Origin of the sequence: Pseudoalteromonas sp. BDTF-M6 (assembly GCF_018334135.1) — a bacterium.
In the GTDB taxonomy this organism is placed as follows: domain Bacteria; phylum Pseudomonadota; class Gammaproteobacteria; order Enterobacterales; family Alteromonadaceae; genus Pseudoalteromonas.
In genome coordinates this window covers 185,478-211,531 of sequence record NZ_JAGXTQ010000001.1, presented here as the reverse complement: position 1 = coordinate 211,531, position 26,054 = coordinate 185,478, and the positions used below count along the sequence as shown (strand labels likewise).

Below are 26,054 nucleotides of genomic sequence, written 5' to 3'. Positions count from 1 at the left end.
TGAAGCCATGCCAATTCGTACCCTACTTGTCCTGCTGTTTTTGCTTGTTAGCCAACAAACGCTGGCTACCAACCGCTATTATTCCGACAACCGCCTGGAACCCCAACCTGGCTTCAATTGGGATTGGAGCATAGGCGCCGGCTACTATATTGAAGACTCCTACCTGGTTGGTCTCGACTCATATGACGACGGCCTTGAGCCGGATCTAAACCTGGTTGTCAGCTACAACAACTTTTACCTGGATATCGACCACAGTCAATTAAGTGGCGGCCTGGTCATAGGTTACTCCCTCATAGATAAGTTTGACTGGGGCTTGGATATAGTCGGCACCAATGTGCAATCGGGGTTCGACGAAACCGGGCTAAAAATCTATGACCGCGATGTGGTGGACGAGCTCGCGGGTATCGACCGCCGCCATTACGATTTCGATGTGGGCCTAAGGCTAACTCGGCGCTTTGGCGACGCTCAGCTGTCTTTTGAATTGATGCATGATGTGACCGGCACCCATAATTCATGGATTTTTACCAGCTTCTTAACGCGCATTAGCCAATACCGAAACTGGGAGCTGCGCACCGGCCTGGGTGTTAACTACTATGGCGGCGATTTCACCGATTATTACTTTGGCATCGATCCCCATGAAACCACCGACCAGCGGTCCGTATACAAAGCCCATGCCTCCCAGTCCTTAGTCTTGGAGCTGCACGCCGAACATCCGCTATCGCAAAACTGGGTGTTTTTAGCGGGCTGGTTATCGACTTGGTTTTCCTCAGAGATCAGCGACAGCCCGATAATTTCTCAAGAATACCAGCATAAGGCCAAGGTAGGCGTACGCTATGTTTTTTAGAGTCTATGCCAGCCTTAGTTTACTGTTTGCCGCACCGGGTTGGGCGAGCAACACTCAGGGCGAAGCCATGCTGAGCTCGGCGCCAGGCCCATCGCCTAGCTCGGCACTGCTAAGTACCCCGAATACCTGTGTTGCGCTGCGTCAGGGACGCACCTGTTATTCCGATATCACCCTGAGCTGGCAGGTGGCCAATGAAGAGCGCTACTGTATCCGTCAAAGCCAGGCAACTCAGGTCCTGCACTGCTGGCAACAGCAGCAACAAGGTGAATTGGTACTGGAATTTGCCAGCGCTACGGCACAAGGTTTTGAATTGGTTCATGTCACCACGGGAAAAGTACTTGCCAGCACCGAAGTTCGGGTGCAGTGGGTATACACCAGTGGCCAGAAAAAACGGCGATGGAGGTTATTTTAATGAGTCAGCAGCCCCTTATTTTAGTGGTCGAGGACGACCCCTCGCTAAGCGAGTGGATGCGTGAGTTTCTTTCTCAAAACGGCTACCGCGTCGGCTTATGCGATAACGGCGCCGACGTCGAAGCCTACGTGCACGAGCATAACCCGGATTTAATTTTGCTCGATATTATGCTCCCCGGTCTCGACGGGATCAGCGTCTGTACCCGCTTGCGCCAATTTTATCAGCAACCCATTATTATGCTTACCGCACGGGATGATGAGCTCGACGAGGTGATTGGCTTGGAGGTCGGCGCTAGCGACTACATCGCTAAACCGGCTCGTCCCCGGGTATTGCTGGCACGCATCAAGGCTAATTTACGCGATGTCAGCGATGACTCACAGCCACCAGCAGAGCCTCTGCATATTAACGTGGGGCAATTGCATATCGACACTCAAGCGCACCGCGTGACTCTGGCCGAGCAACCCGTGGAGCTCTCTCATGCGGAGTTTTCACTGCTCGCTTATCTTGCCCGTCACGCTGGCGAGGTTGTTGACCGAGACTCGGTGTTCAAAGCCATTAAGGGTCGCGAATATGATGGCTTAGACAGAAGCATAGATGTAGTGATCTCGGCGCTGCGTAAGCGTTTTGATGGTGATGGCGAGCAACCGCAACGGATCAAAACCATCTGGGGCAAGGGCTACTTATTGGTTAAAGATGCCTGGCATATGGAAGCCGCCGACTAGGCGACCAAGGTAAGCGGCAGCAATGAAAAAGCTCTATATATCCCTACTTGGCACGGCACTGCTGTCTGTGGTGCTGTTGAGCTGGCTGATCGACGGGATTGCCAACGATAATGATGAACACAATGATTTTAGTCAGCAGCAGGCGCTGTTGAGCGGCATGCTCTCCTATTTAGGCAGCTATCCCGCAGAGCAGCAACGCCAACGACTTGCAGAGCTTAACAGCCACTTTAATCTCGACCTAGGTTACGCAGCCAACAGCACCCTGGCCTTGCCCTCGCCCCTGCGCCAACAGCTAGAACACTATCAGGGCATAACTCTGGCCGATGAAGATGGCCTCTATTTGGTGCGCTCGGCAGAGCAGCTGAACAACCACCATCTCACCATGCGTCTACCCAAACCGGCCAGCACCCAACACGACCTGCTGCTCACTGTGTTGTTTTACAGCGGCTTCAGCCTGTGCATGTGGTTACCCCTTATTCCTTTAACCCGCCGCATTACCACCTTAGCCAATGCCGCCACACGCTTTGCTAAAGGCAAGCTCGACACCCGCATTGCTAAAAGCCGTTTTAGCTATACACAGCAGCTCGAGCACAGCTTTAACTCCATGGCCGAGCAGATAAATGCGCTTCTGGCCGAAAACAAACTGATGGCGTCGAGTCTCTCCCATGACATTCGCACCCCCATCGCCTGCCTGCGCTTTGGCCTTGATGCTGCCATGGACAGTGAGGACGAACACAGCAAACAGGCCTACCTTAAGCGCATGGAAAAGGATCTTGACACCATGGAGTCCATGCTCAAAAGCTACCTCAGTTTTGCCGCGCTGCAACAACAAAATATTGCCCTTAATTATACCCGCACCGAGCTTCTCCCCTATCTACAGGAGGTAGGTGAGCAGTTACTACCACAACTGGGCGATAAACAGCTGCACATAGACTGTCCCAGCGAATTGGTAGTGCATGGCGATCTGCATTGGTTAGCCCGCTGCATCCACAATATAATTACCAATGCGCTACGCTATGCCAATGGCCAGGTCGTTATCAGCGCCTACACCCATGCCCAACAACTATGCATTGCCATCGCCGATGATGGCCCCGGTATCCCGCCACAAGAACGCGCCGCAGTGCTTAAGCCCTTTTATCAAAGTGCCAAGCACCGCAACCAGGATGGCTATGGCTTGGGCTTGGCCATTTGCCATAAAGTGATGCTGTGGCATCAGGGTAACTTGCAGGTAGGCTCCTCGACAAAATTAGGCGGGGCACAATTCACCTTAAGGCTACCGTTGTAACACAGTGTTTACAACGCTCAGGCAATTCGGTAACGTGGCGACGCTCTGCAACTAGGCGCTGTGCGGATAGATTGGAATTTGTCCGTATAGCGCGCTTTACCCTGGCTGCACAGCACTAATTACCGCTTTGTGCTTTTTATTTCATGTAAATTACAGTAGATTTAGGGCGCAGTTCACCTACAGAGAAGTATAATAATATGAGTGCGTCGCGTGGGGAGTTTAGCTCCCGTTTTGGTTTTATAATGGCCGCTGCCGGTTCGGCGGTGGGGCTAGGTAATATTTGGGGCTTTCCTACTCAAACCGCCTCTAATGGTGGAGCTGCCTTTGTGCTTGCTTATCTGGTTCTGGCCTTCTGTTTAGCCTATCCAGCATTAATGGCCGAACTGGTTGTTGGCCGCTATGGTCAAGCCAATGCCGTTAGCTCGCTGAAAAAAGTATCCAAGCATAAATGGCAACATCCACTGGCATTTTTAGTTGGTTTTGGCGGCATTATTTGTGCCGGTATGATTTTAAGTTTTTATGCCATCGTGGCCGGTTGGATGATCAGCTATACGGCTGAACCCGTTGCCAAACTTGTAGGCGCTCCCGAGGCAGCAAACTGGCTAACCAGCCAGTCTCTATCCCGTAACCTGCTTTTCGCCGGCGGCTTTATCGTGCTGACCGTGATGATTATCAGTAAGGGCGTGGAGAACGGCATCGAAAAGTGGTCTAAGCGTCTAATGCCGGCCTTACTGGGTATTTTATTTGCGTTGATCGCTTATGTAATGAGCCAAGACGGCGCCAGCGAAGGTCTGCGCAATTACTTACTTCCAGATTTTAGCGCCATCTTCGAGCCGACCCTGTTGGTAAGCGCGCTCGGCCAAGCGTTTTTCTCCCTGTCGCTCGGTACCAGCGTGATGATCATCTATGGTTCTTATATCTCTAAGCAAGAGAACCTGGTTACCCTGGGTGCTTCGGTGACGCTTATCGATGTGTTTATCGCCTTCGTTGCCGGTCTGTTAATTATCCCAGCCATGTATGTGGCACAAGAGCAAGGCGTACAAATCTTTGACGAAGCAGGTAAATTACTCTCAGAAGACACATTAGTATTCCAGGTACTACCAGCCCTATTCGATACCATGGGCAGCGCCGGTTTGTTTGTAGGTTTTGCTTTCTTCGCGCTTATGAGTATTGCCGCTCTGACTTCCTCTATTTCCATGCTCGAGGCTCCGGTGTCGTACACGGTAGAGAAGTTTGGCCTTGACCGTAAACCGGCCACCTGGACCATAGGTGCATTGATAGGCTCTGTCAGCACCATCATCCTGCTTAACTTCGAACAGCTTTTCGGCCTGGTGATCGCCATCACCACACGCATAGGTCAACCACTGCTGGGCTTGATGTGTTGTATTTTTGTGGGTTGGATTTGGCATCGTGCGTCTTTACTTAAAGAAATCCAATCCGGCCACCCGGAAGCCGCTGACGGTTGGTTCTGGAAGATTTGGCCCTGGTACATCAAATTTGTATGCCCGGTGTGTATTGCCCTGGTGTTTATTAACTCATTACGTTAATTCTACGTAATACTAAAAAAGGCCGCACTCGCGGCCTTTTTTATCACCCCTTTTCCTTAAATATGCCTTATAAAACAAGCTAATTGCTCGTTAGACGGGATGTACCGATTTTTCTATGTTAGCATTTGTTGGCTTTCACATTTGGAATAACAAACACATAACAAGGAAATACAAATGAAAGCCATTCTGGTTTTTTTATCTACCCTAGTTCTGACACTGGGCCTAAGCTCCGAAGCTAAGGCCGCAGAGTATGAAATCAACTACCCTAGCGCCAGTTCATCAGTCCCTTACCCGGGCCTGGACCTGAACATGGTAAAAAAGGTAAAGGTCAAAACATCGAGCTCAATTCATACGCCCGAACAATCTTTGGATGAAGTCGAAATTGTTTTCGAAAATGCCACTAACCTGATCGTTAAAGGCTTTCAAAAAGAAGGTGGTTCATACAGTTATAACGGCTCTGAAGTATATAGAGCCGTAGCTAACGATGCCTGGGTGTACAGCAAAGTATTGGTCACCGTAACCGCTCCTGGTAAAATTAGCGGCGGTAAGGACCTTACTATCGACTTACAGGTTATGGAAATGACCAATGCGCTGAACGAGCTAAATTACTCGCACGGCCTGATGATATTCAACGCCAACGGTATTTTAAACGATGTCACTCCGGTGACGGTCGCCGATGTTGAAACCATCAGCTACCAAGAGAAAGACATGACCCTCACCTTGTATCAAAAGCCCAAGTTTGACGAGTTCAATGGCGAAGGTTTTAAGATCAAGGTGAACTGGATGGGCAACGGAGAAAAAATCATTAACGTCCCTGCACCCATTCCGGCCGAAGAATACTCATTCTTTAAAGCGGCCGATTTGGAAATTCAAACGCAGACCTTCCCTGATGGCTTCACTGACCACCAGTTTAGGATCAAGTATCAAGACCCGTTTGGCTATACCCAAGAGACGCCGCTTGAGCCGCTAGCCCCATACATAGATCAGGCCTTCCAAAGCTACCCCTAATCTATGAGCTATCCCCAACCGTGAGAGCCAGAAGCGGAGTCAAGTACTCCGCTTTGTTTTGCCCCAAAGCATAAGACTCGCCTCAGTAGTAGGAATAAAATACCAGGTTCAACGGCCAACTTATCTAAGTTACTGAAGAAAAATGTGCTTTGCCGTGTCGAATTAAGCAGCCATCCTTATATAAAAATTCATTTCTAATTTATTGAAAAATAGAAGGAAATGGACTAAGAGTAGAAAACAACTGTTTCTCTTTTAGAAAAGCCAACAATAACATGAACAAACGTTGCTTCGCTGGCAGAGCAATCTGGATACCTGCAGCCCTATTTATGTGTGGGTATGGATACGCATCTGCTGCGCCTCCAGTAAGGAACGCGGACCCAAGTACATTGGTACGACAACAAAATAAGCAACCTCTAAAACCAGTGGAGCGCGCCGAACTCGAGCAAAACCAGTTGCTGCCCACAACCGAGCGGACGCAGTCGACTGCAGCCGTGTGGGTGCAGGCTTATACAGTTCATGGTAATACCCTACTCAACAAACAGCTGGTTGAACAGGTACTGGCTCCCTACAAGGATAAAAAACTGAGCACCGCAGAAATACACCAAGCCGCCAATGCACTGCAGCAGGCCTATAGAGCCCAGGGCCTATTTGCGGCCCGTGTCATTATTCCAGCACAGGCCGTGAGTAAAGGGACGATTGTTTTGCATGTCTATGAAGGGTTGCTGGCCAATAATGGCGTTCACCTGGGTAATTCTCAGGAGCGGGTAGACAATGAGCGCCTCATCTCCTATTTGCAAAACAACATTACTCAGGGCGAACATGTTCTTGCGGATGACTTCGAGCGGGTCATCACCTTAATCGAACGCATTCCCGGGATCAGCTCTAAGGCAACGCTCTACCCGGGCGCCGAAGTTGGCACAGCCAATTTTTTAGTTGAGACCTTCGATGAGCCAAGGCTCGATGGCAGTGTTTATGTCAATAATTTTGGAAATTATTACACCGGCGAAGAGCGCCTGGGTGCAAATATTAACGTTAACAGCCCCACCAAGTCGGGTGATCTGCTCAGCCTTGATGTGGTAAGTTCTGGCTCAAAGTCGAATTACCTCCTGGTTCGTTACAGCAGGCCCTTGGGCGGTAATGGCGCCCGCTTTGGCCTCAGTGCGGATGCGGTGGACTACAAATTAGGTAAACGCTTCGCCGTACTTGATGCCAAGGGACACAGCTCCGAATTCAGGGTGTTTGCCTCCTACCCATTTATCGCTAGCCGCCATAAAAACCTTAATTTCCTCGGTGATTTGGTCCACCTCTATTCAAAAGACAGCGATAACTCTGGGCTTCTTTCGAAAAGGCGGCTCAATGCGCTGCAACTTGGGATCAGTGGCGATCACGATGATGAATTCTTTGCCGCTGGAGTCTCCTACTACTCCTTATCGGTGACTTACGGCGACCTGGACATAGCCGCAAATGAGGATTACATCGACTTTGATAACGCCAATGCACAAACGTCCGGTCACTTTAGCAAAATAAATTTTGAACTTGCGCGTGCTCAGCACCTAGGGGGCGCATTTTCTGCCTATCTTTCATTAAAGGGTCAGCGAGCCAGCGAAAACCTGGACGCGTCGCAAAAGTTTTATATCGGCGGACCATATAGCTCGCCCGGCTATCCGGTCGGTGAACTGAGCGGTGATGACGCGACCCTTGTTTATGCCGATATTCGTTATGATTTTAACGTCCTTTATGGCGCACAGGTCTCAGCCTTCTATTCATACGGCGAGGCAAAGCTGTACCACAACACCTGGCCAAATTGGCAACTAAATAACCCGACCCTACGCAATAAAATTAAGCTCAAATCCTTAGGCCTTGGTGCCCATATCAACCTGCGTGATGACTTCAGCGTAAATTTAATTGCAGGAAAACAGGTCGGTAGTAATCTGGGGGCCGATGCCCTCACGGGTTTCGACACCGATGAATCGGACAGTGATTATCGCTTTTGGGCGCAAGCCATTTACAGTTTTTAAGGCCGCAGTCATGAAAAGTAACCTAATTTTTTTCACCCTGGCCGTCACATCAATCGCTGTGGCCAAGGTAGCCGAGGCGTCGCCTCATTGCCAAACGTCCCACTCCTGGCAGTGCCAGCAAAATCATGGGCAAACAAATCAGAATCCGCCTAATAGCGGCAATAATGCGGGCACAACACCGAACCCAGATCCGGTAAACCCGACACTGGGCTCAACTACCAGCGAACACAATGTCGATGTGACCCCAGTTATCACTCACCCTTTGGCGGTTAAGAAAAAATACCATAAGGGGCCGAATGCCTCCGGCCCAGGACAAAAAGCGACGTTAAAGCCTCGGCCCTCTACTACGGCCACTTACAATTCAAAGACCAAGCCAACCCCTTCCCAACTTGCAGAGCCTGAACTTACTCAGGTGGCCGTGCCTACGCCCATGGAGCAGAAAACACCGACCCCTGCTAGTACGGGTTCCAGCACCGGCTATCCGGAGCCGAATAAAGTCGATGTACCCGTGCCTACGCCCATCGAGCAGAAAACACCGACGCCAACTAGCACCGGCTACCCGGAGCCCAATAAAGCCGATGTACCAGTGCCTACGCCCATCGAGCAGAAAACACCGACGCCGACTAGCACGGGCTACCCGGAGCCCAATAAAGCCGATGCAGCCGTGCCCACGCCCATCGAGCAGAAAACACCGACGCCCATTAGCACGGGTGCCAGCACGGGCAACCCGGAACCGAATAAAGCCGATATGGCCGTGCCGACACCCATCGAGCAGAAAACACCGACGCCGACTCGCACCGGCTACCCGGAGCCCAATAAAGCCGATGTGGCCGTGCCGACACCCATCGAACAAAAAACACCGACGCCGACTAACACGGGCTACCCGGAACCGAATAAAGTCGATATAGCCGTGCCTACGCCCATCGAGCAGAAAACACCGACGCCCATTAGCACGGGTGCCAGCACGGGCTACCCGGAGCCCAATAAAGTCGATGTAGCCGTGCCTACGCCCATCGAGCAGAAAACACCGACCCCCACTAGTACGGGTGCCAACACGGGCTACTCGGTACCCAATAAAGCCGATGTGGCCGTGCCCACGCCCATAAAACAAAAAGTGCCAAGGCCTGTCCTGACCCCTGAGCTTATTGCCACGCCCGGTAAAACGCCCATCGCCGTGCCGATGGAGAGGCCCATTGCGGTGCCGCCTAAAACACCGCAAATAGTTACGGCTCCAGCGATGGTCCCAATTAAAGTGCCAACGGCTATGCCACAGGCAGTGCCACAGGCTGTGCCACGGGCTGTGCCACGGGCTGTGCCAACGGCAACACCATACCAAGGCCCCGTTGCCGTACCAGCGTTAACTCGCCCAATATTACAGATTGGGGCGCCTGATAAGCTAAATGCCGGTACCACAACACATTTACTTACCGCCCAGCCGCAAACCAGTCTTACTCGGGTTGATATTTACTCAACAGATGGCATCGAATTTGCCACCCATGAAGAGCTCAACTCACTGGAATATGACGGATTTCACTTTGCCGTGCTTGGTCTAAACGTGCCCAATGTGGAATATAATTTTATAGAGAGGCCAAAGGCTGAGCCTGGCACCTTTATTTTTTATTTCGACTTCGCAAGTTCGCTCATCCATAAAGAGCAACAAGGCATGTTTGATGAGATTGTGGCCAAATATCAACATCGCGCAGCTCCCATCACTGTGATAGGAGAAACCGACGGTTTTGGCAGCGAGCAATACAATACGGTACTGGCGCATCACCGCTCTGCCATCATAGTACAGGAGCTAATTGCCAGAGGGGTGGATGAGCGCCATATTGAACTTACCTTAGCGATTCGCTGTTGCAAAGCAGAAGCACCCACTGTCGAGGCTATTGAAGCCACGCGAGAGCAAAGGATCACCTGGGTGCATTTTGAATAGTTAGAGTAAGGGTTGCAGCGCCTTTATGGGTGCTGCTATTGACAGATTAGCTGCATATCCTGATGCTCTATGCCATCTTCCAAATAGCGCTCGCCTTGGGTTTCAAAACCAAAGCCGCGATAAAAGTCGAGCAAATAGGTTTGTGCGCTCAGCAGCACGGTGCGCCCGGGAAAGTGACTGTGGCACAGGGACAGGGCCTCATTCATCAGCTCCTTAGCAACCCCCTGCCCACGCCATCTATCGACACAAAGCACCCGTCCTATGGCTAGGTTTTCCCCTTTACTTATACAACGGGCATAAGCGCATAACTGGCCGTCTTGATACCCCATCAGATGCAATGTATCCGCTGCAATATCGGCATCATCTAACTCGGGATAAGGGCAGTTTTGCTCCACCACAAACACATCGACGCGGGCGCGCATCAAGGTGAAAAGCTCATCAAGGCTTAGCTCATTAAAATGTTTATGCCGCCATAAAATACTCATGGATTGCTCCGACAAAAAAGCCCAGCTAAGCCGGGCTTTAGATTAATTACCAAATGTTATCAGTGAATTAAACGCTCAAGCTGATCGCAAATCTGCGATAGGTTTACATGATCATGCTCTATGGTTAGGTCGATGTAACCGTCGGCACGAAACGCGCGATCCAGTTCGATAAGCACATGGGTTTTATGGGCCTCAGGTACGAAAGAGAGCTCCACTTCCTGAATACCGAACATGCCACGATTCCCCGGGCGATACTCCAGTTCCTGATAACAACCAGAGGTTGACTGGAAGCTGGGTGCACGCAAATAACCCTTTTCCACATCCGCTTTCACCAAGGAGAAGCCTAGCTTATCCATGGCCTGCATACAGGCTTTAACCGCCTCATTAGGGTAGATGTGCAACACATCACGGTCACTGGCATCAAGCGCCAAATCGATATTCAAACCGGTTTGAATCCAAACCTGAGTCTGGTTATAACCGGCACTAAACTCGGTGATCGGCGTTTCCGAATGCAGTCTCGCTTCAAACGGAATACGATGCTCCTCACCCGGTTGTAATGTCAGCTTTTCACTCACCCGCCACTTGTCGATAATATGATTGGCAAAATAAGCGCCGTCATCCGCCTCTACCTTAACACGGGTCATTAATGCCAATTCCAGACCGGAAATATCTTGCTCGACATCGCCGCCTTTAATAATGATTTCGGCGTGAAATTTTTGTCCAGGGTGCAAATGCTCGGTTTGCAGCACTGTATCTACTTTCGCCGCACCAATGCCAACTGAAGCCAGGATTTTTTTAAACATAACTACTCCTGTTTGAAGATCCTTTTTCGCATCTTAACCACATTTTTACAGCCTTGTCAGTGAAAACTTTAGGTTAACGACAAATAATGGAAATTTTTACCCGCTATGAGCTTAGTCATTGAACTCTAAGGTAACGTATTTTCATCAAGCCAGGCTTTCGCTACACTGTGAGCATATCGACTATAAAAAGAAATCTATGGAACTCATCTTTTTTGCCATTGCTTTTGTCTGCGGTTTCGCCGCCTACCAAGTAAAACTTCCGCCTATGGTGGGCTTTTTAATTGCTGGTTTTGTCTTGCATTTCGCCGGCTATAAAACCACGGAGCTGTTAAATAGCATTGCTGATTTGGGGATCACCCTGCTGCTCTTTAGTATCGGCCTGAAACTGAAGGTATCCAGTTTAATGAAGGTGCAGGTCTGGGTCCCGGCAACGGCGCATATCGTTTTAAGTACGGCGCTATTTGGCGGTTTGTTATTGCTGCTTGGTGTTTTTGCTCTGCCCTTGTTCGTGGAGTTAAATTGGCAAACCGCCTTATTGTTGGGTTTTGCTTTTAGTTTCTCAAGCACTGTGTTTGCCGTTAAGGTCTTGGAAGACCGCGGTGAGATGGCCAGTCTGCACGGTAAGATTTCCATCGGTATCTTGGTTATGCAGGATATTTTTGCGGTGCTGTTTTTAGTCGCCAGCACCGGCAAGATGCCCAATTACTGGGCTTTGGCCTTGCTGGTATTATTGCCGCTGGTTCGCCCTGTCATGTTCTGGATCCTCAACCGCTCCAAACACGGTGAGCTGCTCCCCTTGTTCGGATTTTTCTTCGCCTTGGTCGCGGGTTATCAAGCCTTTGAGTTTGCGGGGATTAAAGGGGATCTCGGCGCTCTTATCCTAGGCATGATGTTTGCCAGCCATAAAAAGGCCGGTGAATTGGCCAAGTCCTTATTAAGCTTTAAAGACATTCTCTTGGTGGGCTTTTTCCTGACTATAGGCTTAAACGCCGAGCTGACCTTTAGTGCGGTAGTCGCGGCCCTGCTGATTGTGTCGGTACTGGGCGTAAAAGTGATGCTCTATTACGCATTGACCAACTCGGTGCGCCTGCGCGCCCGTACCTCCTTGCTTAGCGCCTTTACCCTGGCCAACTACAGCGAATTTGGCCTTATCGTCTGTGCGGTGGCCGCCAGCAGCGGCTGGGTATCTTCACAATGGTTGGCGGTCGTAGCCACGGCGGTGGCCGTCACCTTTATTATTGCCTCACCGCTGAATGCGCGCGCCAACGAAATCTATGTCCGTATGGAAAACTGGCTGCTGCGCTTTGAAAGCGATACGCGCTTGGAAGAAGAGCTGCCGGTGAATCTGCACAACACCCGTATCGTTATCTTCGGCATGGGTCGTATCGGCACCGGTGCCTATGAAACCATCGCCGCAAGCTTTCCCGATGCGGTGGCCGGTATCGATATCAAACCGGAAGTGGTTGCCCGCCATGTTAAGCGCGGACGCCGGGCCTTGACCGCCGATGCCACGGATCCGGATTTTTGGCAACGACTGAACCACTCGCAGGTGGAAATGGTTATGTTAGCCATGCCCAAACACAACCAAAATATTTTGGCGCTGCAGCAGCTCAAGGCCTCCGGTTATAAAGGTCAGGTGACCGCCATCGCCAATTACCCGGACCAACAAAAAGAATTGCGAGAGCTGGGTGTGGACTCTACCTACAACTTCTATTTGGAAGCCGGTAGCGGTTTCGCCGAACACGTGAAGGCCAAAATCGCCCTCAGCTAGACCCATTCCACTGTCTTTAGGTGATAACGCAAGCCTTTGTGTTATCACCTGATTTCCCCTCCGCACGACATAAAGCCAGGCCTTCTGCCAGGCTATTTACAAAGCTTTACACGGCAACTGGTCATAGCAGCGAAAAAAGGAGTACACTTAATTCTTACGCTGATGTAAGTCTCTATTTTTAACACAAATTTGTGTTCGCTTACGCCAGCATTGAGGACGATTTTTGCGCAGCACGTAGGTAGGAGGTAGTATGTCCATCAACAAAAAGATGACGACATTGCAAGACCGAGATGCACAACAATTACAAGAAGTGCAATTGCAGCTTGATTCCATTCAAGATGCGGGAGTAACACCTCAGTACTTACGTTATGTGTTATTCCAAAAGATGCTGGATGTTTATCAGGTGCCAAAAGATCATGCCATGCGTGCCAACAGCACACCGGAGCGTTTGGACGATCCTGGGTTGATAAGTCAGCTTACAGAATTAGGCTTTGCCAAAGCCAAAACATACCACTAGTTTAGTGAGGGCCTACTCCCTCATTTAATAGGCTGGCAATGCCCGTCGCCAGCCTATTTTTCCCCACTCTCTATTATTACACCCTGAGCTTAAGCCGGTTAAGATTCAGGCTGTTTTTGTGCCCGACTTTTAAAGCGTCGCGGCACTAAAGTGGCAAAGGAGTCAACAACAGGTTTGCTGTAAATTGCCCAAATAGAATGGTGGCCGGCATCATACTGACCAACGCCAATAGTGATTTTACCCACCTCATCGGCGCGGATCAGGCTGCCAAACAACCTGTCCCAAATTGCCAAAGCGGATCCTAAATTAGTATCAAAATGCACCGGATTGTCACTGTGATGGATCTGGTGTTGGGCCGGGCTAATAAACCACTTTTCAACGCCCTTGCCCCAACTCAACCAGACATGGGAGTGACGTAAATTAGAGCCCATGGCATTAAAGGCAAAAACGAAGACATTGGCGCCCAAGATATCGAACATAGATAAGGTGTTACCGAAGAGGTAATAACACAGCCCTACCACTAGGCCCTGTGATAAGGCCATACGACAGGCATAAAGGTAGCTTTCCAGCGGATGGGAGCGATAAATGGTAAAAGGCGTCAGCACCTTGGCGGAATGATGAACCTTGTGGTAGTGCCATAAAAACGGAATTTTATGCAACGCATAATGAAGAATAAAACGAGAGAAATCATCGGCTAAAAACAACAAGATGGTAAAGATGACCACCACACTTGTCTCGCTTAGCGCCAAGGGCTTATGTTGGCCAAATGCGGCCTCGAGCACCTCAGTTGTCCCAAGTGCTATCGGCACCATGGTCAGAACCACAGGGGCAAAAAGCAGCGCCTTGAGGATACGGTTGTAAATCCAGAGTTGGTAGTCTTGGCGGGCACTGGGGGCCCACCAGATTTTTTTTGCAAACACGTAGCGCAAAAAACCTCGTGGCGAGGCTTTGCCTTTGCGCCTGGCATAAACAAACAGGGCTAATAGCAGGGCCATGATGATATAACCAATAAAAATGCGTTTATTGGCATCAAAAAGATAATCGGGCGTTTGTAAAACACTTTGCCAAATTGTCTCGAGCATGACCCTTCCTAAGTATACCAATTCACTTAAATAGCTAATCATTCTAGCGGGCTAAATTCATGCCCACTGTGTTGCAATTTTCCTATGTAGAATACTACATAAGAAAAATTCCACCTTGTGATCATATCATTTATCCAGCGCTATATCCGATCACATACTTAACAGAATTGGTATTAGAACTGATACTTGTAGCCTAGCGACAGGGTACGAGGCTTGCCTGGGCGAGCACCGTACGGGCGGCGGCTGATAATCTTATCCTGATCGAACAAATTATCAACCTTGGCATACAAGCGGCCATATTGACCGAGTTCGTAATGGGCAGCCAAATCCACCACGGTCGTGGCCGGTACTTCTTCCCCTGCCAGAGCCAGGTCGAATCCCTCATACCCGACACCGGCGGTCTCCGGCATATCGCTGACATACTTAACCAGCATATCCAGGGCCCAGTCCTGATGTGCCAAGCCAATGCTTAGAGTAGCCTGGTGCGTCGGCAAATAAGGCAAACGATCGCCCTTGCGAATATGACCCCACTGCACGAACTCGGAGAACAGCTCTTCCTTGAATTCGCTTTGCGTGTAGGTGTAGGTCAGACTCATGGGGATATCCAGATGCAGATTCAGCGGATAGGTTTGCGCCAATTGCGACTCAACACCCCATACATCCACTTCACCGCCGCTAAACTCACGATCAAGCTGGCCTTGAGACCCACAGTTTGACTGGCCACAGCTTTCGATTAAATTAGAATAATCATTAAAGAAGCCAATCACTTCAAAGCTGGTCACGCCATCGTTAAAGCGGCCACCGAACTCGTAGTTAACGCTTTTCTCAAAGTCATCTTCACCAGCACGTACGGGCGCCGCAGGGCTCGACGGCACAAAGCCTTGATGCACACCGAATAATAAGCCACTGTTGTCGTTCAACTGATAAAAACCGCTGACGCCCGGTAGCCAGATGCGAGTGGTTTTTTGCTGGTAGTCATCGGCAAAATCCGGCTTATCGTTCTGGTACTCCATGTCCATTAACTCACCGCGTACACCCAAGCCCAAGGTAAGCTGACCTAGGGTCACCTGATCTTCCAGGTACACCGACCAGGCATCGGTCGACTCGGTATTCTCTGTGGTGAAATATCGGGTATCGGCGACTCTCGTGTTAAAACCATCCACCATGGCATAGATGTCTTCAAAATGGTTACGCTCGATTTCGTCCTGATGGAAACGCACCCCAAATGAAACCTTGTGATCCATACCAAACAAAGCCGTACGCCAGTTACCATCGACCTGAATACCCTGCGAATAGTATTCGCGGTCATTGGTGCCCATGGTTAGGTAATAGGTGGTTTCACCGGCCACCACTGAGTTGCGCTCACCAGTGATCACTTGATACTGCTCTGCAAACTCCTCCGGGCTGGCAAGAATATCGGACAGACTGGCACTGGTATTGCCAACGCCGTTAAGTTTAAGCCAGGCGCGCTCATAGTCGTTGCGATATACACGGGTGGTCAGGTCAAAGTCCTGTGCACTCAGCTGGTAAGTAAACATCACCTGGGTGTGCTTTGTATCCATTTGCGCCGGTTGCGACGCCGCATAACGACGGTATGGATTTTTTGCATAATCGCTGTCGGTTAGACCTAAATAGGTTTCATCTGACAATTCATCGGCATATGAAAGCTTGAGCTCAAAACGTTGGTCGAATCGCTGGCCATCAAGCTGATAGTCAAGCTTCACCAAAAAGTCGTCTTTTTCAAAGCCGGTGTCGCCGCCGCCATCGAGCTCCTTAAAGCCATCACTTTCCAGGTGCAACCCTTCAACCAAAAAGCCAAAGTTACCCTGACGGTCGCCGTAGTAACCATGGGCCTTGTTATAGCCATCGCCGCCCACGGCCAAATCAATGCCACCGGTGGCATAATCCGGCACCTGACGACTAACCAGGTTAAGGGTACCGGCCACGGTTTGCGGGCCATATTTAATAGCCGCCGGGCCTTTGAATACTTCCACCGCGGTCATGCGCGTGGTGACCGGAAAGTAGTAGGCCGCCGGCGCCGAGTATGGTGCAGGGCCTATTAACACACCGTCTTCTAAAATGGTGATCTTCTTACTGCGCTCCGGTGTCACGCCTCGAAAACCGATATTCGGACGTAAACCAAAACCGTCTTCTTCACGAATGTTGACGCCAGGCACCTGAGAAAGCACGCGGTGAATATCATCGAATTCAAACTCTTCCAGTTGTTCTTCGCCGATCAAAGTCGCGGATCCGGCTTCGGTACGCAACTTATCGTGGTGACTGATTATCTGAATATGCTCAAGCGATTTTTTTTCTTCGGCAACTGCGTTAAAACCCAGCGCCGCAATGCCTACGGCTAAGGCTAATTTACTGTAATTCATGGTCTTCCTTAGTCGTTATCGCCGGCCGACGTAGCCGGAAGCTCAAGGGCAAGTTCGTTGATAAAGTCGTTTTTCAGCTCATCGGTGATGGCTTTCACCTTGGTATGCACGTCACGCACCTGCTGCTCATTGTCGATAAGCGCGTTGGCCAGGCTCGAGTCGATGGCGGCAATGGCGGCCTTGGTCTCGCTAATGGCTTGCAACATGCGCTCCTTGGTGGCCGTCGCCTGCTCTTCATCCAGGTAATCGTCAAAACCGACCAGGGCCTCCTGGCCTTGCTGTTGACCCACTAACAAGGCTTCGAAAGCCAGCAGGTTGGCCTGAATATTGGCAAGTGAGCTTTTCGCATCGAAGCTTTCCACGTCCTCGGCACAGGCCGAAGTACCACAGGAGTTAGGTAAAATACCGATGGGCTCGGCCAACTTCTTATCCTTCACCATTTCGGTCAGGTAGAACATGGCATCCGATATACGGTTCAGGGCAACATGGGCATTTTCAAACTGAGAGCCTGGCTCGCCAGCGCTTTTCAACTGCGCCGCAAAGCCATTATCACCCTGCCATTTATTAAGTAATTCCTCGGCCGAAACGATCAGATCGTCTGCGGCGGTAACGGCGTATTCGCAGCGGGCCACCTTACGTTCAAGCTCGGTTAGGCTGTTCCAATCTGCCAAAGCCTCGTTGGCGATGCTGCAGTGATGATCGTACTGGGTGTTAAATAGCACATGTTGCAACGCAAACAAGCCACGGCGAGTGGCGGTACGGGTACTGATATCGTAAGGACGATTAGGGTCCAGGTTGATCACCCCATCCTGATGATAGGCCACATCCTGGTCGATACCGCAACGGCTAATAGCCGGCCACGAATAGATGCGGTTACGCAGCTCACCACTGTTGCTAAGGAGTGGCCCCATTTGCATCACTTCAACCTGCTGCCAAGCCCCCATGGTATCAAGCCAGGCATTCTGCGCCGTGTTCATCGCCGCTAACGCCTGCTCCGAGCTGCTTTCTATGCTCGCCTGCTCAAGGGCACAGTAATCGGCAATCGCGGTGCGCTGCGCTTGCGCTTGGGTATAAAACAAGGTGTAAGCCGGTGTGATAACGTTATCGACCAGGCTGGCAACCAGCTCGGCTTCATCGAATGAAGTCGGGTTGGTGATTACCCCTTGATCGCCACCGTTATTAAAGCCTTCGCCCTGCGAGCTTGAGGTGCTCTCGCCACACCCTACCAAGGCCAGGGTCAAGGCAAATGCCAGAGTTTTAACGCGAAAATTCGCAGTAGTCATGGTTCATCCTATTTGGCCAAACTCCCATTTTTTGGGAGATACTGAAAACGACAAAAGGCTAGGCGCGATTTAACTCGCGACTAACCTTTGGAAATACTATTTTGGCGTGTCGCCGTATTTCATTGCTTACCAGTTAGCAACGTTATCGGCATTAAAGCCGTAGATGCTTTGCAGTAAGTCGCGAGCCGCCATTAGGTCAGACTGATAATCCGCTACGGCAGCAGCATCGGTCATTACTGGCATATCACCCAGCAAGCCGTGCAGCTCAGCAAATTTACCGACATTGGCCTCGGCATTGAACGGAGAGAATGGGCTGAACTGGAAGTTCATGGCAAAACCCTTCATTTCCGAGAAATGCTTGGCTAGGTTAGCGAAGTCATCTGCCGTATAGTCACCCGCAGCAACAACGGCTAAGTCGGCATGAACTTCGTTGATGTAGTGCACAACGGTGGCGGCAATGGCGTTTTCCCAGTTGGCTACGGCGATATCACGCTGTACTTTTAGGGCATCCATTTGCTCGGCACTAAGCGCAGAGCCTACGTTATCGTTGATAATCTTACGACCGGCGATAAAGGCATTCATGGCCGCCGCCGAGTAGTCCGTCGTTACCGTGGCGCCACGGTCACGTTTGGCGGCATTGGTCGAGTTACCCCAGTTATATTCTGACTTAAGGTCGATTAGAGTGTCGCCCGAATAATCGTTGTAGCCTGAAGCAAACGCCTCACGACCGCCTTTACCTGCAATTTCATCGTCGCTGTATTCCAGGAAGTTACGCGCCGCACCGAAGTAACCAAAACCTTCATCGAAGTGGTGTTCTAATGTGGTGTAGGCGGCACCGTCATCGGCATTGACGTTATCAACAACATTTTCGGTATTAAAGCCGATGCTTTCTTCTAGGTAATCATCGGTACCTTGAGAGAACATCAGGGCGCCCAGGGTGTGCTTTTGAATTAACTGGTTTAAGTCTAAACCAGACTCTGTGATATAAAGCTTAGTGATGGTGTTGCCTGCAGGGTCTAACAGGATTTCACCGCCATTGTATTTATCGATGTTGGCGGCCAACAAATCAAAGTAATGGAAAATCAAACCTTCAGGCGTTTTTGCCTGTGTACCGAAGTCAGTCCAACCCAGGAAGTTACCTTCTTCCTGCCAGGCTTTGTGCATTTTAGACGGATCGTTACCAGCTACTTTAGCGCTCAGCTCTTTGCCGGAAGATGAAATGTCCGCAAATGAGTGTTGTACCGTGTCGATATCGCCAAGGAAACTCAGGCTGTCATCCTTTACTACCTCGTATGAACCGTCAACGTCACCCCAAAGGGCATGCAAACGCGCTTTTACCATGTCTCCAGTAAGGCTATTAGTGGTCACATAGTCACCGGTTAACTGACCGATATAGTGCTTAATTTCAGCCGAGAGTGCGTGGCGAGCAATTTGGCCGCCGTAAGAAACCGATGAACCGGCACCTAATTTAGAGTCGAACTCATAGATGTTTACGCCGTTTTCGCTATCCACATCGGCCACGCTGATGGTGATTTCTTTGCTAAAGGTTAAACCACCTGCATCGGTTACCGTGACTGTTACTGTGGCATCGCTTTGCTGTTCAAAGTTAAGGGCAATCCCCTCTTTTAGCTTTAGCGTGGTGCCGTCAACGATTTCAAACAAGGCCTCGTCGGCCGCTAAAGAGAAGGTTAAACCCGAGGTGCTATCATCCGTTGCGCTCAGCGTACCCACTACGCCACCTACTAGGTCGTCATTAACCGATAGGTCGTCATTAACCGAGCTGGCTGAAACAGTGATATTGGTAGGTGCTTGGTTTGCCGGAGGAGTACCGCCGTCATTATCAGAGCCAGAGCCACCGCCACAAGCAGTTAGGCCTAAGGTTGCCGCAAGTACAGCGGTAGTAATAAGAGATTTGCGCAAGTTCATGTTGTCATCCCAAGTTAGATAATAATCATTCTTGTTTGTAATTGGGCCTCATTATAACGATACGCAAATAACAATCAATATCATTTATTAGTTTATTTAAATTTAGTTATAAGTTTTGATAACGACGAGTGAAAGAAACAGGAGCTAACTGGGCTTTGACTTGGGTTGGGGTAAAGACATAACGAACTTGGCACCACCCAGGGCGCTGCTATCGACGCTGATTTTACCATGGTGCCATTGCACGATTTTTGCGGTAATCGCCAGGCCAAGGCCATAGCCGCCGGTGCTTTTGGCACGACTTTGATCTAGACGAATAAAGGGTTTGAAGATATCGGCCCTTTTTGACGGGGCAATGCCGGCACCATCATCCTCGATACAGACATCGCATTGTTCCTCGTTGGAGCAAATACGCACCTGAATATGGTGGCGGGCATGTTTTAAGGCATTGCCGAGTAGGTTTTGTAGGGCACGCGCTAAAAAGTGCGGGTCGCAACGATAGAGATTCGGCTGCTCATGCAGTACCTCGATGTGGACCTTACTATCAAAGTTCAGTTTTTCCACCATGTTATCGACCAGCTCGTTTAAGTCGACTAGCTCTAGCGCCAAGGTTGGCCCTTGTGCATCCAGACGCGCATAGTGCAGCATTTCACTGACCAGATTTTCCAATTCGGTGATATCCGAGGTCATAGACTGCATATACTTTTGCTGCTTTTCGTCACTGCCCTGCTCAAGCATGGCCAAAGCAAATTTGAGCCGTGCCAAGGGCGTACGAAATTCATGAGAGACCGAAGAGGTGAGCTCACGCTGAGCATTGAGCAGGCTGTGAATACGCCGTTGCATCACTTGCAAGGCATCGGTGATGGGCAACAAGAAGGAGCGACCCATGTTACTGACATTAATGTCGGTGCGCCCGTCCACCTGCGCACAGGTTTCACTGAGTTTATTAAAATCGCGCCACAGCATCAGGCTCCAAAGTCCAACTGGAGCGCCCACCAGCAGCAGCACCAGCAAATAGGGGCCGACAAAGTTCTCACCGGGAGCCTTAGGCAATTCCACCGGGCCTATTTGCAGTAATTGCTCATTATCTAGGGGGACATACCAAAGCAGATGCTCGTCGGCATCGAAAACATGCACCGCCTGCGCCTGCTCCAGACGCACTTGCACCTGCTCCGGCAAGGCAATGTCGCTACGCTGCAATTGGCGCATGGGGTATTGACTGTTGATATACTGACGACCGAGCTCGCTCTGTGCCAGGGCCTTAAAGTTATTGCCCAGCTCCATCGCCAATGGGGTTGATTGCTCGTCGGCGGGCCATAGCCTTTCTATGGCCCCGGTCGCTATGACCAGCGAGACAATAATGTATAAATAAAGGCTGACAAAGAGCTTGCCCAAATTAGTTATTCACTCCATGCATCGCTAACAAAGAGATAACCCTGGCCCCAAACCGTCTTGATTTTATAGGGTTTATCACTGTTATCGCCGAGCTTTTTACGCAGTCGCGAAATACGCACGTCGACGGTGCGATCCAAACCATCGTACTGACGACCAATCATTTGCTCGTGCACGTATTCACGGCTTAACACCTCACCGGCATTGCTGGCGAGCAACCAAAGAAGCTCGAATTCATGTGAGGTAAGCGTGATTTCAGTGTCTTTTAAGGTGACGATGCGGCTGTTTTTATCGATTTTCAGCTCACCAAAGGTCACACTTTGTACCGCCTTATCTTGCTCCTGGGTACGACGTAACAAGGCGGTGATGCGTGCCAGCAATACTCTGGGCTCTGCCGGCTTGATTACATAGTCATCGGCGCCCAGTTCCAAGCCGATTACCTGGTCAAAGTCTTCGCCCTTGGCGGTCAGCATCAAAATAGGAAAGGAGTACTTGTCTCGTACTTCGCGGCACACGGCAAAGCCGTCTTTGCCTGGGAGCATCACGTCTAAAATCATCAGGTCCACTTGATGTTTTTGCACATAATCCATCACCTCGTCACCACGAGATAATACCTCCACATTGAGGTTGTTCTGTTGCAAGTAGTCCCGGGTTAGCTCTTGCAGAGCCAGGTCGTCTTCGACTAAGAGTATGTTCGCCATGGGCCAACTCCTGAATTAAAAAAAACTCCATACGGAACGTAAGCGTCTGCGCGAGCTGCGTAACGTTTGCAATTCCAGCTGGGTATCTACGACTAATTCGCCTGTGTGCGCGTGAGTGAGGGAGTATATGGCTGGTAACTGAACCTCGGCTTTATACTGCCACACCCCCTGTTGCTGCGCGGGCCAGCAGCCCAAGGTGCGGTTGTTTTCAAGCAAACACACCGGTATGGCTTGGGGCAAAGTCCAGCGAATATTCACCTGCGTCGTACAGGCTTGTTCTTTGTTTTCTACCACACAATATTGCGGCGAGATTTCCAGCAGTTCGTTTGCCAATGCAGGCATGGCGGTCATTATCACCGCACTGCCGATCACTGCTGTCGCCGCCAAACTCATCATGCTAAAAAAGGTGCTTCACACCGATAAATAAGGTCAACGAGGAAGACTCCTTAAACAATGGACTGGCCTTGGCTTGACTATGATAGTCAATGTAGCCAAGGTGCATGCGTAGCGCATTGTGTTCGTCGACTAGGTAGCTGACATCAATTTTAGCATAGGGCTGCACACTGCTACCAACGACAATGGCGCCATAACCACCGGTTTCTTCCCGGCTTAAGCCGTAAAAATAGTCATTTTGCTCGCGGCTGCTGTAATTGACGCCAATATTGGGCTCCAATACCCATTGCTCAAAACGATACCCCCAGCGCCAACTAGCTTGAGCCCGCCAGCCGCGATAAACATCGCTGACATCCGCCAACGCCTTAGCCTGAAACTGCCCAATTGAGGTGAAATAATGATATTCAAAACCGGCATCAAGGGCCCAATGACGCTTATCCAGGTCATCAACTCTTACTCTTGCCGGGCCCTCTGCTATCAAAGGTGCGCTGCTGTCTATTTGTTGCAACGCAAATACATTGCTGGGGTGCCAGTCGACAAAAAACCGTGTTTCCGGGTTGATCTCGGTAATGGCACTGAGCACATGCTCGTCTTGATTGACAAAGGTGTAGCCTAGCTGGTTGTTGTCGAGATACCAGGTATCGGTGTAATAGGCGACATCGGGAACCACATACAAGTGCACATCATCACCGCCATGCAAAGGGTTGGTCATCACTCCGTAACCGATGTTAACGCCAAGGTGCCATTGTTCTAACGGCACCTCGTTAGCATGCACGCCGCTGCTCAAAGCAGCTAAAGCGGCACTCAACACAGAATTATGAAGCCCTAAACGCATATGCTTTCCCGAGAATAAACAGGCCGCTATCCTAGCAACAGTCAAGGTTTTGTTCAGCATGCAATAACAATTGTTAACAAATCACGCCGCATTGGTCACTTAAACCCCATTTATAGTTGCTCCGCCACCTGCCAGCAGGCGCCGATCACCGGTTCGGACAATCGTCGCTGCAAGGCCACCAGGCCAATTTCAAAAGGCGGTGGCGCATCAGCCACTTTGACTATTTGTACCTTATCACTAAATGGGCTGTTCTCTAACACCACCTGCGGGATCAAGGCCACGCCGAGCCCCAAACTCACCATTGAAACCAGGGCTTCGTGACCGCTGACCTGAGCATAAATGGGCGGCTGAATTCGCCTTGTTCGCCACCAATTAATCAGTCGGCTACGATTCTCCCCCTGCTCGGGGATAATAAAGGGAAGGTGCTCCCAAGCAATCGCCCCGCCCTGGTTAATACGTTGGCTCACTTCGCAGGGAATTTTTGGCGCAATAAACACCAGCTCCGACCAACCTAAACGGCAAAATGCCAACTGCTGTGCTAGACGTGCGGGTTTGGCGGCGATGGCCACATCCTCATGATGGTCCAGCACGCGCTCCAGCGCCTGAGCAGGATCGCCGGTATGTAATTTCATTTCAATCTTACCATGGCGCTGACGCAGAGCCGATAACAAAGGATTTAAAAAGCTGTAGGCAGCACTGACGGAGCAAAAAATACTGAGCTCGCCGGCGACTTCCTGCTCTTGGTTCAAGCTTGCTTTAAACTGCTGCCAATGCACCAGGGTGTTTTTGGCATAGTGAGAGAAGTGCTCCCCCGCCGCGGTCAACTGTACCTGACGGTTATCACGCACAAACAGCTCACACCCCACTTCCTGCTCTAACTGTTTGATGTTACGACTCAGGGTCGAGGCGCTGATATAACACCGCTCGCTGGCACGACCAAAGTGCAGGGTCTCGGCAAGCGCCAAAAAGTAATGCAGTTGTTTATGTTGCATGGCCACCCCATTTCAATATATGCAACACAATAATGCAAATATATCATTTTACGCAATACTCTATTTTGCCTACAGTCAATAACAGACCTATTAGCAGAACTATTATTTTCGAGGACCGACAATGGCAAATTACTTCAACTCCCTCCCCCTGCGCGAGCAACTGGCACAATTAGGGCAATGTGAATTTATGGATCGCAGCGAGTTTAGCGACGGCGTCCAGGTGCTCATTGGCAAAAAACTGGTCATTGTCGGCTGTGGTGCTCAGGGCCTCAACCAGGGCTTAAACCTGCGTGATTCGGGCTTAGACGTTAGCTATGCCCTGCGAGAGTCGGCCATCAGCGAGCAGCGTCAATCTTTCCTAAACGCAAACGAAAATGGTTTTGTGGTCGGCACCTATGAAGAGCTTATCCCAGATGCAGATCTGGTATTAAACCTGACCCCGGATAAACAACATAGCGCCGTGGTTGATGCGGTTATGCCACTGATGAAGCAAGGTGCTACCCTTGCCTACTCCCATGGCTTTAACATAGTTGAAGAAGGCAAGCAGATCCGCGACGACATCACGGTGATCATGGTCGCTCCCAAATGTCCGGGGTCGGAAGTGCGCGAAGAGTATAAACGCGGTTTTGGTGTACCAACCTTAATCGCCGTGCATCCGGAAAACGATCCTGAAGGCAAGGGCCTGGCGCAAGCCAAGGCTTATGCCGCGGGTACTGGTGGCGATCGCGCCGGCGTACTGCTTTCGTCCTTTGTTGCCGAGGTAAAATCGGATCTGATGGGCGAGCAGACCATACTGTGCGGCATGCTGCAAACCGGCTCCCTGCTGTGTTTCGATAAAATGGTGGAAAAAGGTATCGATCCCGGGTACGCGGCCAAACTCATTCAATATGGCTGGGAGGTGATCACCGAAGCACTCAAACACGGCGGTGTCACCAACATGCTGGACCGCCTCAGTAACCCAGCAAAATTAAAAGCCTTTGCCCTGAGCGAAGACCTGAAAACCATTATGCGCCCGCTTTATAACAAGCATATGGACGATATTATCAGCGGCGACTTTTCCAAGGGCATGATGGCGGATTGGGCCGAAAATGACACCAAGCTACTGGGCTGGCGCGCGCAAACGGCAGAAACGGCGTTTGAGCAACAGCAAAATAGCGATGTGCACATCAGTGAACAGGAATTTTTCGACAATGGGATTTTGATGGTAGCCATGGTCAAGGCGGGCGTAGAATTAGCCTATGAAACCATGACGGCGGCAGGTATTAAAGCGGAATCTGCTTATTATGAATCGCTCCATGAAACGCCGCTTATCGCCAATACCATAGCCCGTAAAAAGCTTTATGAGATGAATCGTACCATCTCAGACACCGCGGAGTATGGCTGCTATTTGTATAACCATGCGTGTTTGCCGCTGCTGCAACCCTTTATGCGCAATATAGACACGGACGTGATCGGCCGCGGCCTTGTGCAAACGGACAATGGTGTCGACAACCAGGTCCTGATCCAGGTGAATGCGGCTTTACGTAACCACCCGGTAGAAATCGTCGGCACTAAGCTGCGCAGCTATATGTCTGCGATGAAAAAGATTGTTTAGACGCAATAAATAGCCGTCACTCCCTTGTGCCCAAAGTCGATACTTTGGGCTTTTTTCTTTACGAATCAATCACCCATTCATGCTTTGTAACAATTAGCCAACTACCTAAACGACAAGCTAAACTATACTTAGA

General features: G+C 50.3%; 22 protein-coding genes. 11 read left to right on the top strand and 11 right to left on the bottom strand.

Annotation, left to right across the window (positions count from 1 at the left end; all coding sequences use genetic code 11):
* The first annotated feature begins 7 nt into the window (after window positions 1-7).
* From KD147_RS00925 to KD147_RS00890, 8 genes are all read left to right on the top strand, one after another.
* The gene (locus KD147_RS00925; protein ID WP_212546580.1) at window positions 8-844 is read left to right on the top strand and encodes a MipA/OmpV family protein; all 837 of its coding nucleotides are present in this window, start codon (window positions 8-10) and stop codon (window positions 842-844) included.
* Window positions 834-1,256, top strand: coding sequence for a DUF3019 domain-containing protein (locus KD147_RS00920; RefSeq protein WP_105255342.1), 423 nt, complete (start codon window positions 834-836; stop codon window positions 1,254-1,256). Before KD147_RS00925 ends, KD147_RS00920 begins: the two co-directional genes overlap by 11 nt.
* Complete coding sequence (locus KD147_RS00915; RefSeq protein WP_212546579.1) at window positions 1,256-1,978, top strand: response regulator; 723 nt, start codon at window positions 1,256-1,258, stop codon at window positions 1,976-1,978. The genes KD147_RS00920 and KD147_RS00915 overlap by 1 nt, the downstream gene beginning before the upstream one ends.
* A 22-nt stretch (window positions 1,979-2,000) precedes the next feature.
* Window positions 2,001-3,263: an ATP-binding protein gene (locus KD147_RS00910; RefSeq protein ID WP_212546578.1), complete on the top strand. Its 1,263-nt coding sequence runs from the start codon at window positions 2,001-2,003 to the stop codon at window positions 3,261-3,263.
* A gap of 197 nt (window positions 3,264-3,460) precedes the next feature.
* The gene (locus tag KD147_RS00905) at window positions 3,461-4,810 is read left to right on the top strand and encodes a sodium-dependent transporter (RefSeq protein WP_105190068.1); all 1,350 of its coding nucleotides are present in this window, start codon (window positions 3,461-3,463) and stop codon (window positions 4,808-4,810) included.
* A gap of 174 nt (window positions 4,811-4,984) precedes the next feature.
* The gene (locus KD147_RS00900; protein WP_212546577.1) at window positions 4,985-5,818 is read left to right on the top strand and encodes a hypothetical protein; all 834 of its coding nucleotides are present in this window, start codon (window positions 4,985-4,987) and stop codon (window positions 5,816-5,818) included.
* A 422-nt stretch (window positions 5,819-6,240) separates the two neighbouring features.
* Window positions 6,241-7,836, top strand: a complete 1,596-nt coding sequence (locus tag KD147_RS00895; protein ID WP_212546576.1) for a ShlB/FhaC/HecB family hemolysin secretion/activation protein — start codon at window positions 6,241-6,243, stop codon at window positions 7,834-7,836.
* 10 nt (window positions 7,837-7,846) lie between these two features.
* On the top strand, window positions 7,847-9,769 hold the full coding sequence (locus tag KD147_RS00890) for an OmpA family protein (RefSeq protein WP_212546575.1): 1,923 nt from the start codon (window positions 7,847-7,849) through the stop codon (window positions 9,767-9,769).
* A gap of 35 nt (window positions 9,770-9,804) precedes the next feature.
* On the opposite strand, the gene KD147_RS00885 is transcribed toward KD147_RS00890, so the two are convergent.
* Both KD147_RS00885 and KD147_RS00880 read right to left on the bottom strand, forming a co-directional pair.
* Complete coding sequence (locus KD147_RS00885) at window positions 9,805-10,254, bottom strand: GNAT family N-acetyltransferase (protein WP_212546574.1); 450 nt, start codon at window positions 10,252-10,254, stop codon at window positions 9,805-9,807.
* A gap of 59 nt (window positions 10,255-10,313) precedes the next feature.
* On the bottom strand, window positions 10,314-11,057 hold the full coding sequence (locus KD147_RS00880; RefSeq protein ID WP_105190073.1) for a sporulation protein: 744 nt from the start codon (window positions 11,055-11,057) through the stop codon (window positions 10,314-10,316).
* Window positions 11,058-11,253: 196 nt separating this feature from the next.
* Here KD147_RS00880 and KD147_RS00875 point away from each other — a divergent pair, with 196 nt between their 5' ends.
* Together KD147_RS00875 and KD147_RS00870 are read left to right on the top strand one after the other, a co-directional pair.
* Entirely contained in the window at window positions 11,254-12,828 is a 1,575-nt protein-coding gene (locus KD147_RS00875; protein ID WP_105255332.1) for a cation:proton antiporter domain-containing protein, read from the top strand.
* Between the two features lie 250 nt (window positions 12,829-13,078).
* Window positions 13,079-13,345, top strand: coding sequence for a hypothetical protein (locus tag KD147_RS00870; RefSeq protein ID WP_105255331.1), 267 nt, complete (start codon window positions 13,079-13,081; stop codon window positions 13,343-13,345).
* A gap of 98 nt (window positions 13,346-13,443) precedes the next feature.
* Here KD147_RS00870 and KD147_RS00865 read toward each other — a convergent pair whose 3' ends face one another.
* From KD147_RS00865 to ilvY, 9 genes are all read right to left on the bottom strand, one after another.
* The gene (locus tag KD147_RS00865) at window positions 13,444-14,427 is read right to left on the bottom strand and encodes a sterol desaturase family protein (protein WP_212546573.1); all 984 of its coding nucleotides are present in this window, start codon (window positions 14,425-14,427) and stop codon (window positions 13,444-13,446) included.
* Between the two features lie 173 nt (window positions 14,428-14,600).
* Window positions 14,601-16,808, bottom strand: a complete 2,208-nt coding sequence (locus tag KD147_RS00860) for a TonB-dependent receptor family protein (RefSeq protein ID WP_212546572.1) — start codon at window positions 16,806-16,808, stop codon at window positions 14,601-14,603.
* An 8-nt stretch (window positions 16,809-16,816) separates the two neighbouring features.
* Window positions 16,817-18,091, bottom strand: coding sequence for an imelysin family protein (locus tag KD147_RS00855; protein WP_212546571.1), 1,275 nt, complete (start codon window positions 18,089-18,091; stop codon window positions 16,817-16,819).
* Window positions 18,092-18,217: 126 nt separating this feature from the next.
* Window positions 18,218-20,017 (bottom strand): DUF4856 domain-containing protein, encoded by a 1,800-nt coding sequence (locus KD147_RS00850; RefSeq protein ID WP_212546570.1) that lies wholly within the window; start codon window positions 20,015-20,017, stop codon window positions 18,218-18,220.
* Between the two features lie 144 nt (window positions 20,018-20,161).
* The gene (locus KD147_RS00845) at window positions 20,162-21,409 is read right to left on the bottom strand and encodes an ATP-binding protein (protein ID WP_105255326.1); all 1,248 of its coding nucleotides are present in this window, start codon (window positions 21,407-21,409) and stop codon (window positions 20,162-20,164) included.
* A gap of 5 nt (window positions 21,410-21,414) precedes the next feature.
* Window positions 21,415-22,107: a response regulator gene (locus tag KD147_RS00840; RefSeq protein WP_105255325.1), complete on the bottom strand. Its 693-nt coding sequence runs from the start codon at window positions 22,105-22,107 to the stop codon at window positions 21,415-21,417.
* A 15-nt stretch (window positions 22,108-22,122) separates the two neighbouring features.
* The gene (locus KD147_RS00835) at window positions 22,123-22,494 is read right to left on the bottom strand and encodes a DUF3019 domain-containing protein (RefSeq protein ID WP_158678949.1); all 372 of its coding nucleotides are present in this window, start codon (window positions 22,492-22,494) and stop codon (window positions 22,123-22,125) included.
* Window positions 22,495-22,504: 10 nt separating this feature from the next.
* Window positions 22,505-23,335: a MipA/OmpV family protein gene (locus KD147_RS00830; protein ID WP_212546569.1), complete on the bottom strand. Its 831-nt coding sequence runs from the start codon at window positions 23,333-23,335 to the stop codon at window positions 22,505-22,507.
* Between the two features lie 110 nt (window positions 23,336-23,445).
* Complete coding sequence (gene ilvY / locus KD147_RS00825; protein ID WP_212546568.1) at window positions 23,446-24,327, bottom strand: HTH-type transcriptional activator IlvY; 882 nt, start codon at window positions 24,325-24,327, stop codon at window positions 23,446-23,448.
* Window positions 24,328-24,448: 121 nt separating this feature from the next.
* Here ilvY and ilvC point away from each other — a divergent pair, with 121 nt between their 5' ends.
* The gene (gene ilvC / locus KD147_RS00820; protein ID WP_212546567.1) at window positions 24,449-25,921 is read left to right on the top strand and encodes a ketol-acid reductoisomerase; all 1,473 of its coding nucleotides are present in this window, start codon (window positions 24,449-24,451) and stop codon (window positions 25,919-25,921) included.
* The last annotated feature ends 133 nt before the right edge of the window (window positions 25,922-26,054 follow it).

Coding starts and splice junctions, on each gene's coding strand:
- KD147_RS00900 (WP_212546577.1), top strand. CDS start 4,985: ATGAAAGCCATTCTGGTTTTTTTATCTACCCTAGTTCTGACACTGGGC.
- KD147_RS00850 (WP_212546570.1), bottom strand. CDS start 20,017: ATGAACTTGCGCAAATCTCTTATTACTACCGCTGTACTTGCGGCAACC.
- KD147_RS00915 (WP_212546579.1), top strand. CDS start 1,256: ATGAGTCAGCAGCCCCTTATTTTAGTGGTCGAGGACGACCCCTCGCTA.
- KD147_RS00905 (WP_105190068.1), top strand. CDS start 3,461: ATGAGTGCGTCGCGTGGGGAGTTTAGCTCCCGTTTTGGTTTTATAATG.
- KD147_RS00870 (WP_105255331.1), top strand. CDS start 13,079: ATGTCCATCAACAAAAAGATGACGACATTGCAAGACCGAGATGCACAA.
- ilvY (WP_212546568.1), bottom strand. CDS start 24,327: ATGCAACATAAACAACTGCATTACTTTTTGGCGCTTGCCGAGACCCTG.
- KD147_RS00830 (WP_212546569.1), bottom strand. CDS start 23,335: ATGCGTTTAGGGCTTCATAATTCTGTGTTGAGTGCCGCTTTAGCTGCT.
- KD147_RS00920 (WP_105255342.1), top strand. CDS start 834: ATGTTTTTTAGAGTCTATGCCAGCCTTAGTTTACTGTTTGCCGCACCG.
- KD147_RS00855 (WP_212546571.1), bottom strand. CDS start 18,091: ATGACTACTGCGAATTTTCGCGTTAAAACTCTGGCATTTGCCTTGACC.
- KD147_RS00865 (WP_212546573.1), bottom strand. CDS start 14,427: ATGCTCGAGACAATTTGGCAAAGTGTTTTACAAACGCCCGATTATCTT.
- KD147_RS00890 (WP_212546575.1), top strand. CDS start 7,847: ATGAAAAGTAACCTAATTTTTTTCACCCTGGCCGTCACATCAATCGCT.
- KD147_RS00875 (WP_105255332.1), top strand. CDS start 11,254: ATGGAACTCATCTTTTTTGCCATTGCTTTTGTCTGCGGTTTCGCCGCC.
- KD147_RS00885 (WP_212546574.1), bottom strand. CDS start 10,254: ATGAGTATTTTATGGCGGCATAAACATTTTAATGAGCTAAGCCTTGAT.
- KD147_RS00840 (WP_105255325.1), bottom strand. CDS start 22,107: ATGGCGAACATACTCTTAGTCGAAGACGACCTGGCTCTGCAAGAGCTA.
- KD147_RS00880 (WP_105190073.1), bottom strand. CDS start 11,057: ATGTTTAAAAAAATCCTGGCTTCAGTTGGCATTGGTGCGGCGAAAGTA.
- KD147_RS00910 (WP_212546578.1), top strand. CDS start 2,001: ATGAAAAAGCTCTATATATCCCTACTTGGCACGGCACTGCTGTCTGTG.
- ilvC (WP_212546567.1), top strand. CDS start 24,449: ATGGCAAATTACTTCAACTCCCTCCCCCTGCGCGAGCAACTGGCACAA.
- KD147_RS00925 (WP_212546580.1), top strand. CDS start 8: ATGCCAATTCGTACCCTACTTGTCCTGCTGTTTTTGCTTGTTAGCCAA.
- KD147_RS00860 (WP_212546572.1), bottom strand. CDS start 16,808: ATGAATTACAGTAAATTAGCCTTAGCCGTAGGCATTGCGGCGCTGGGT.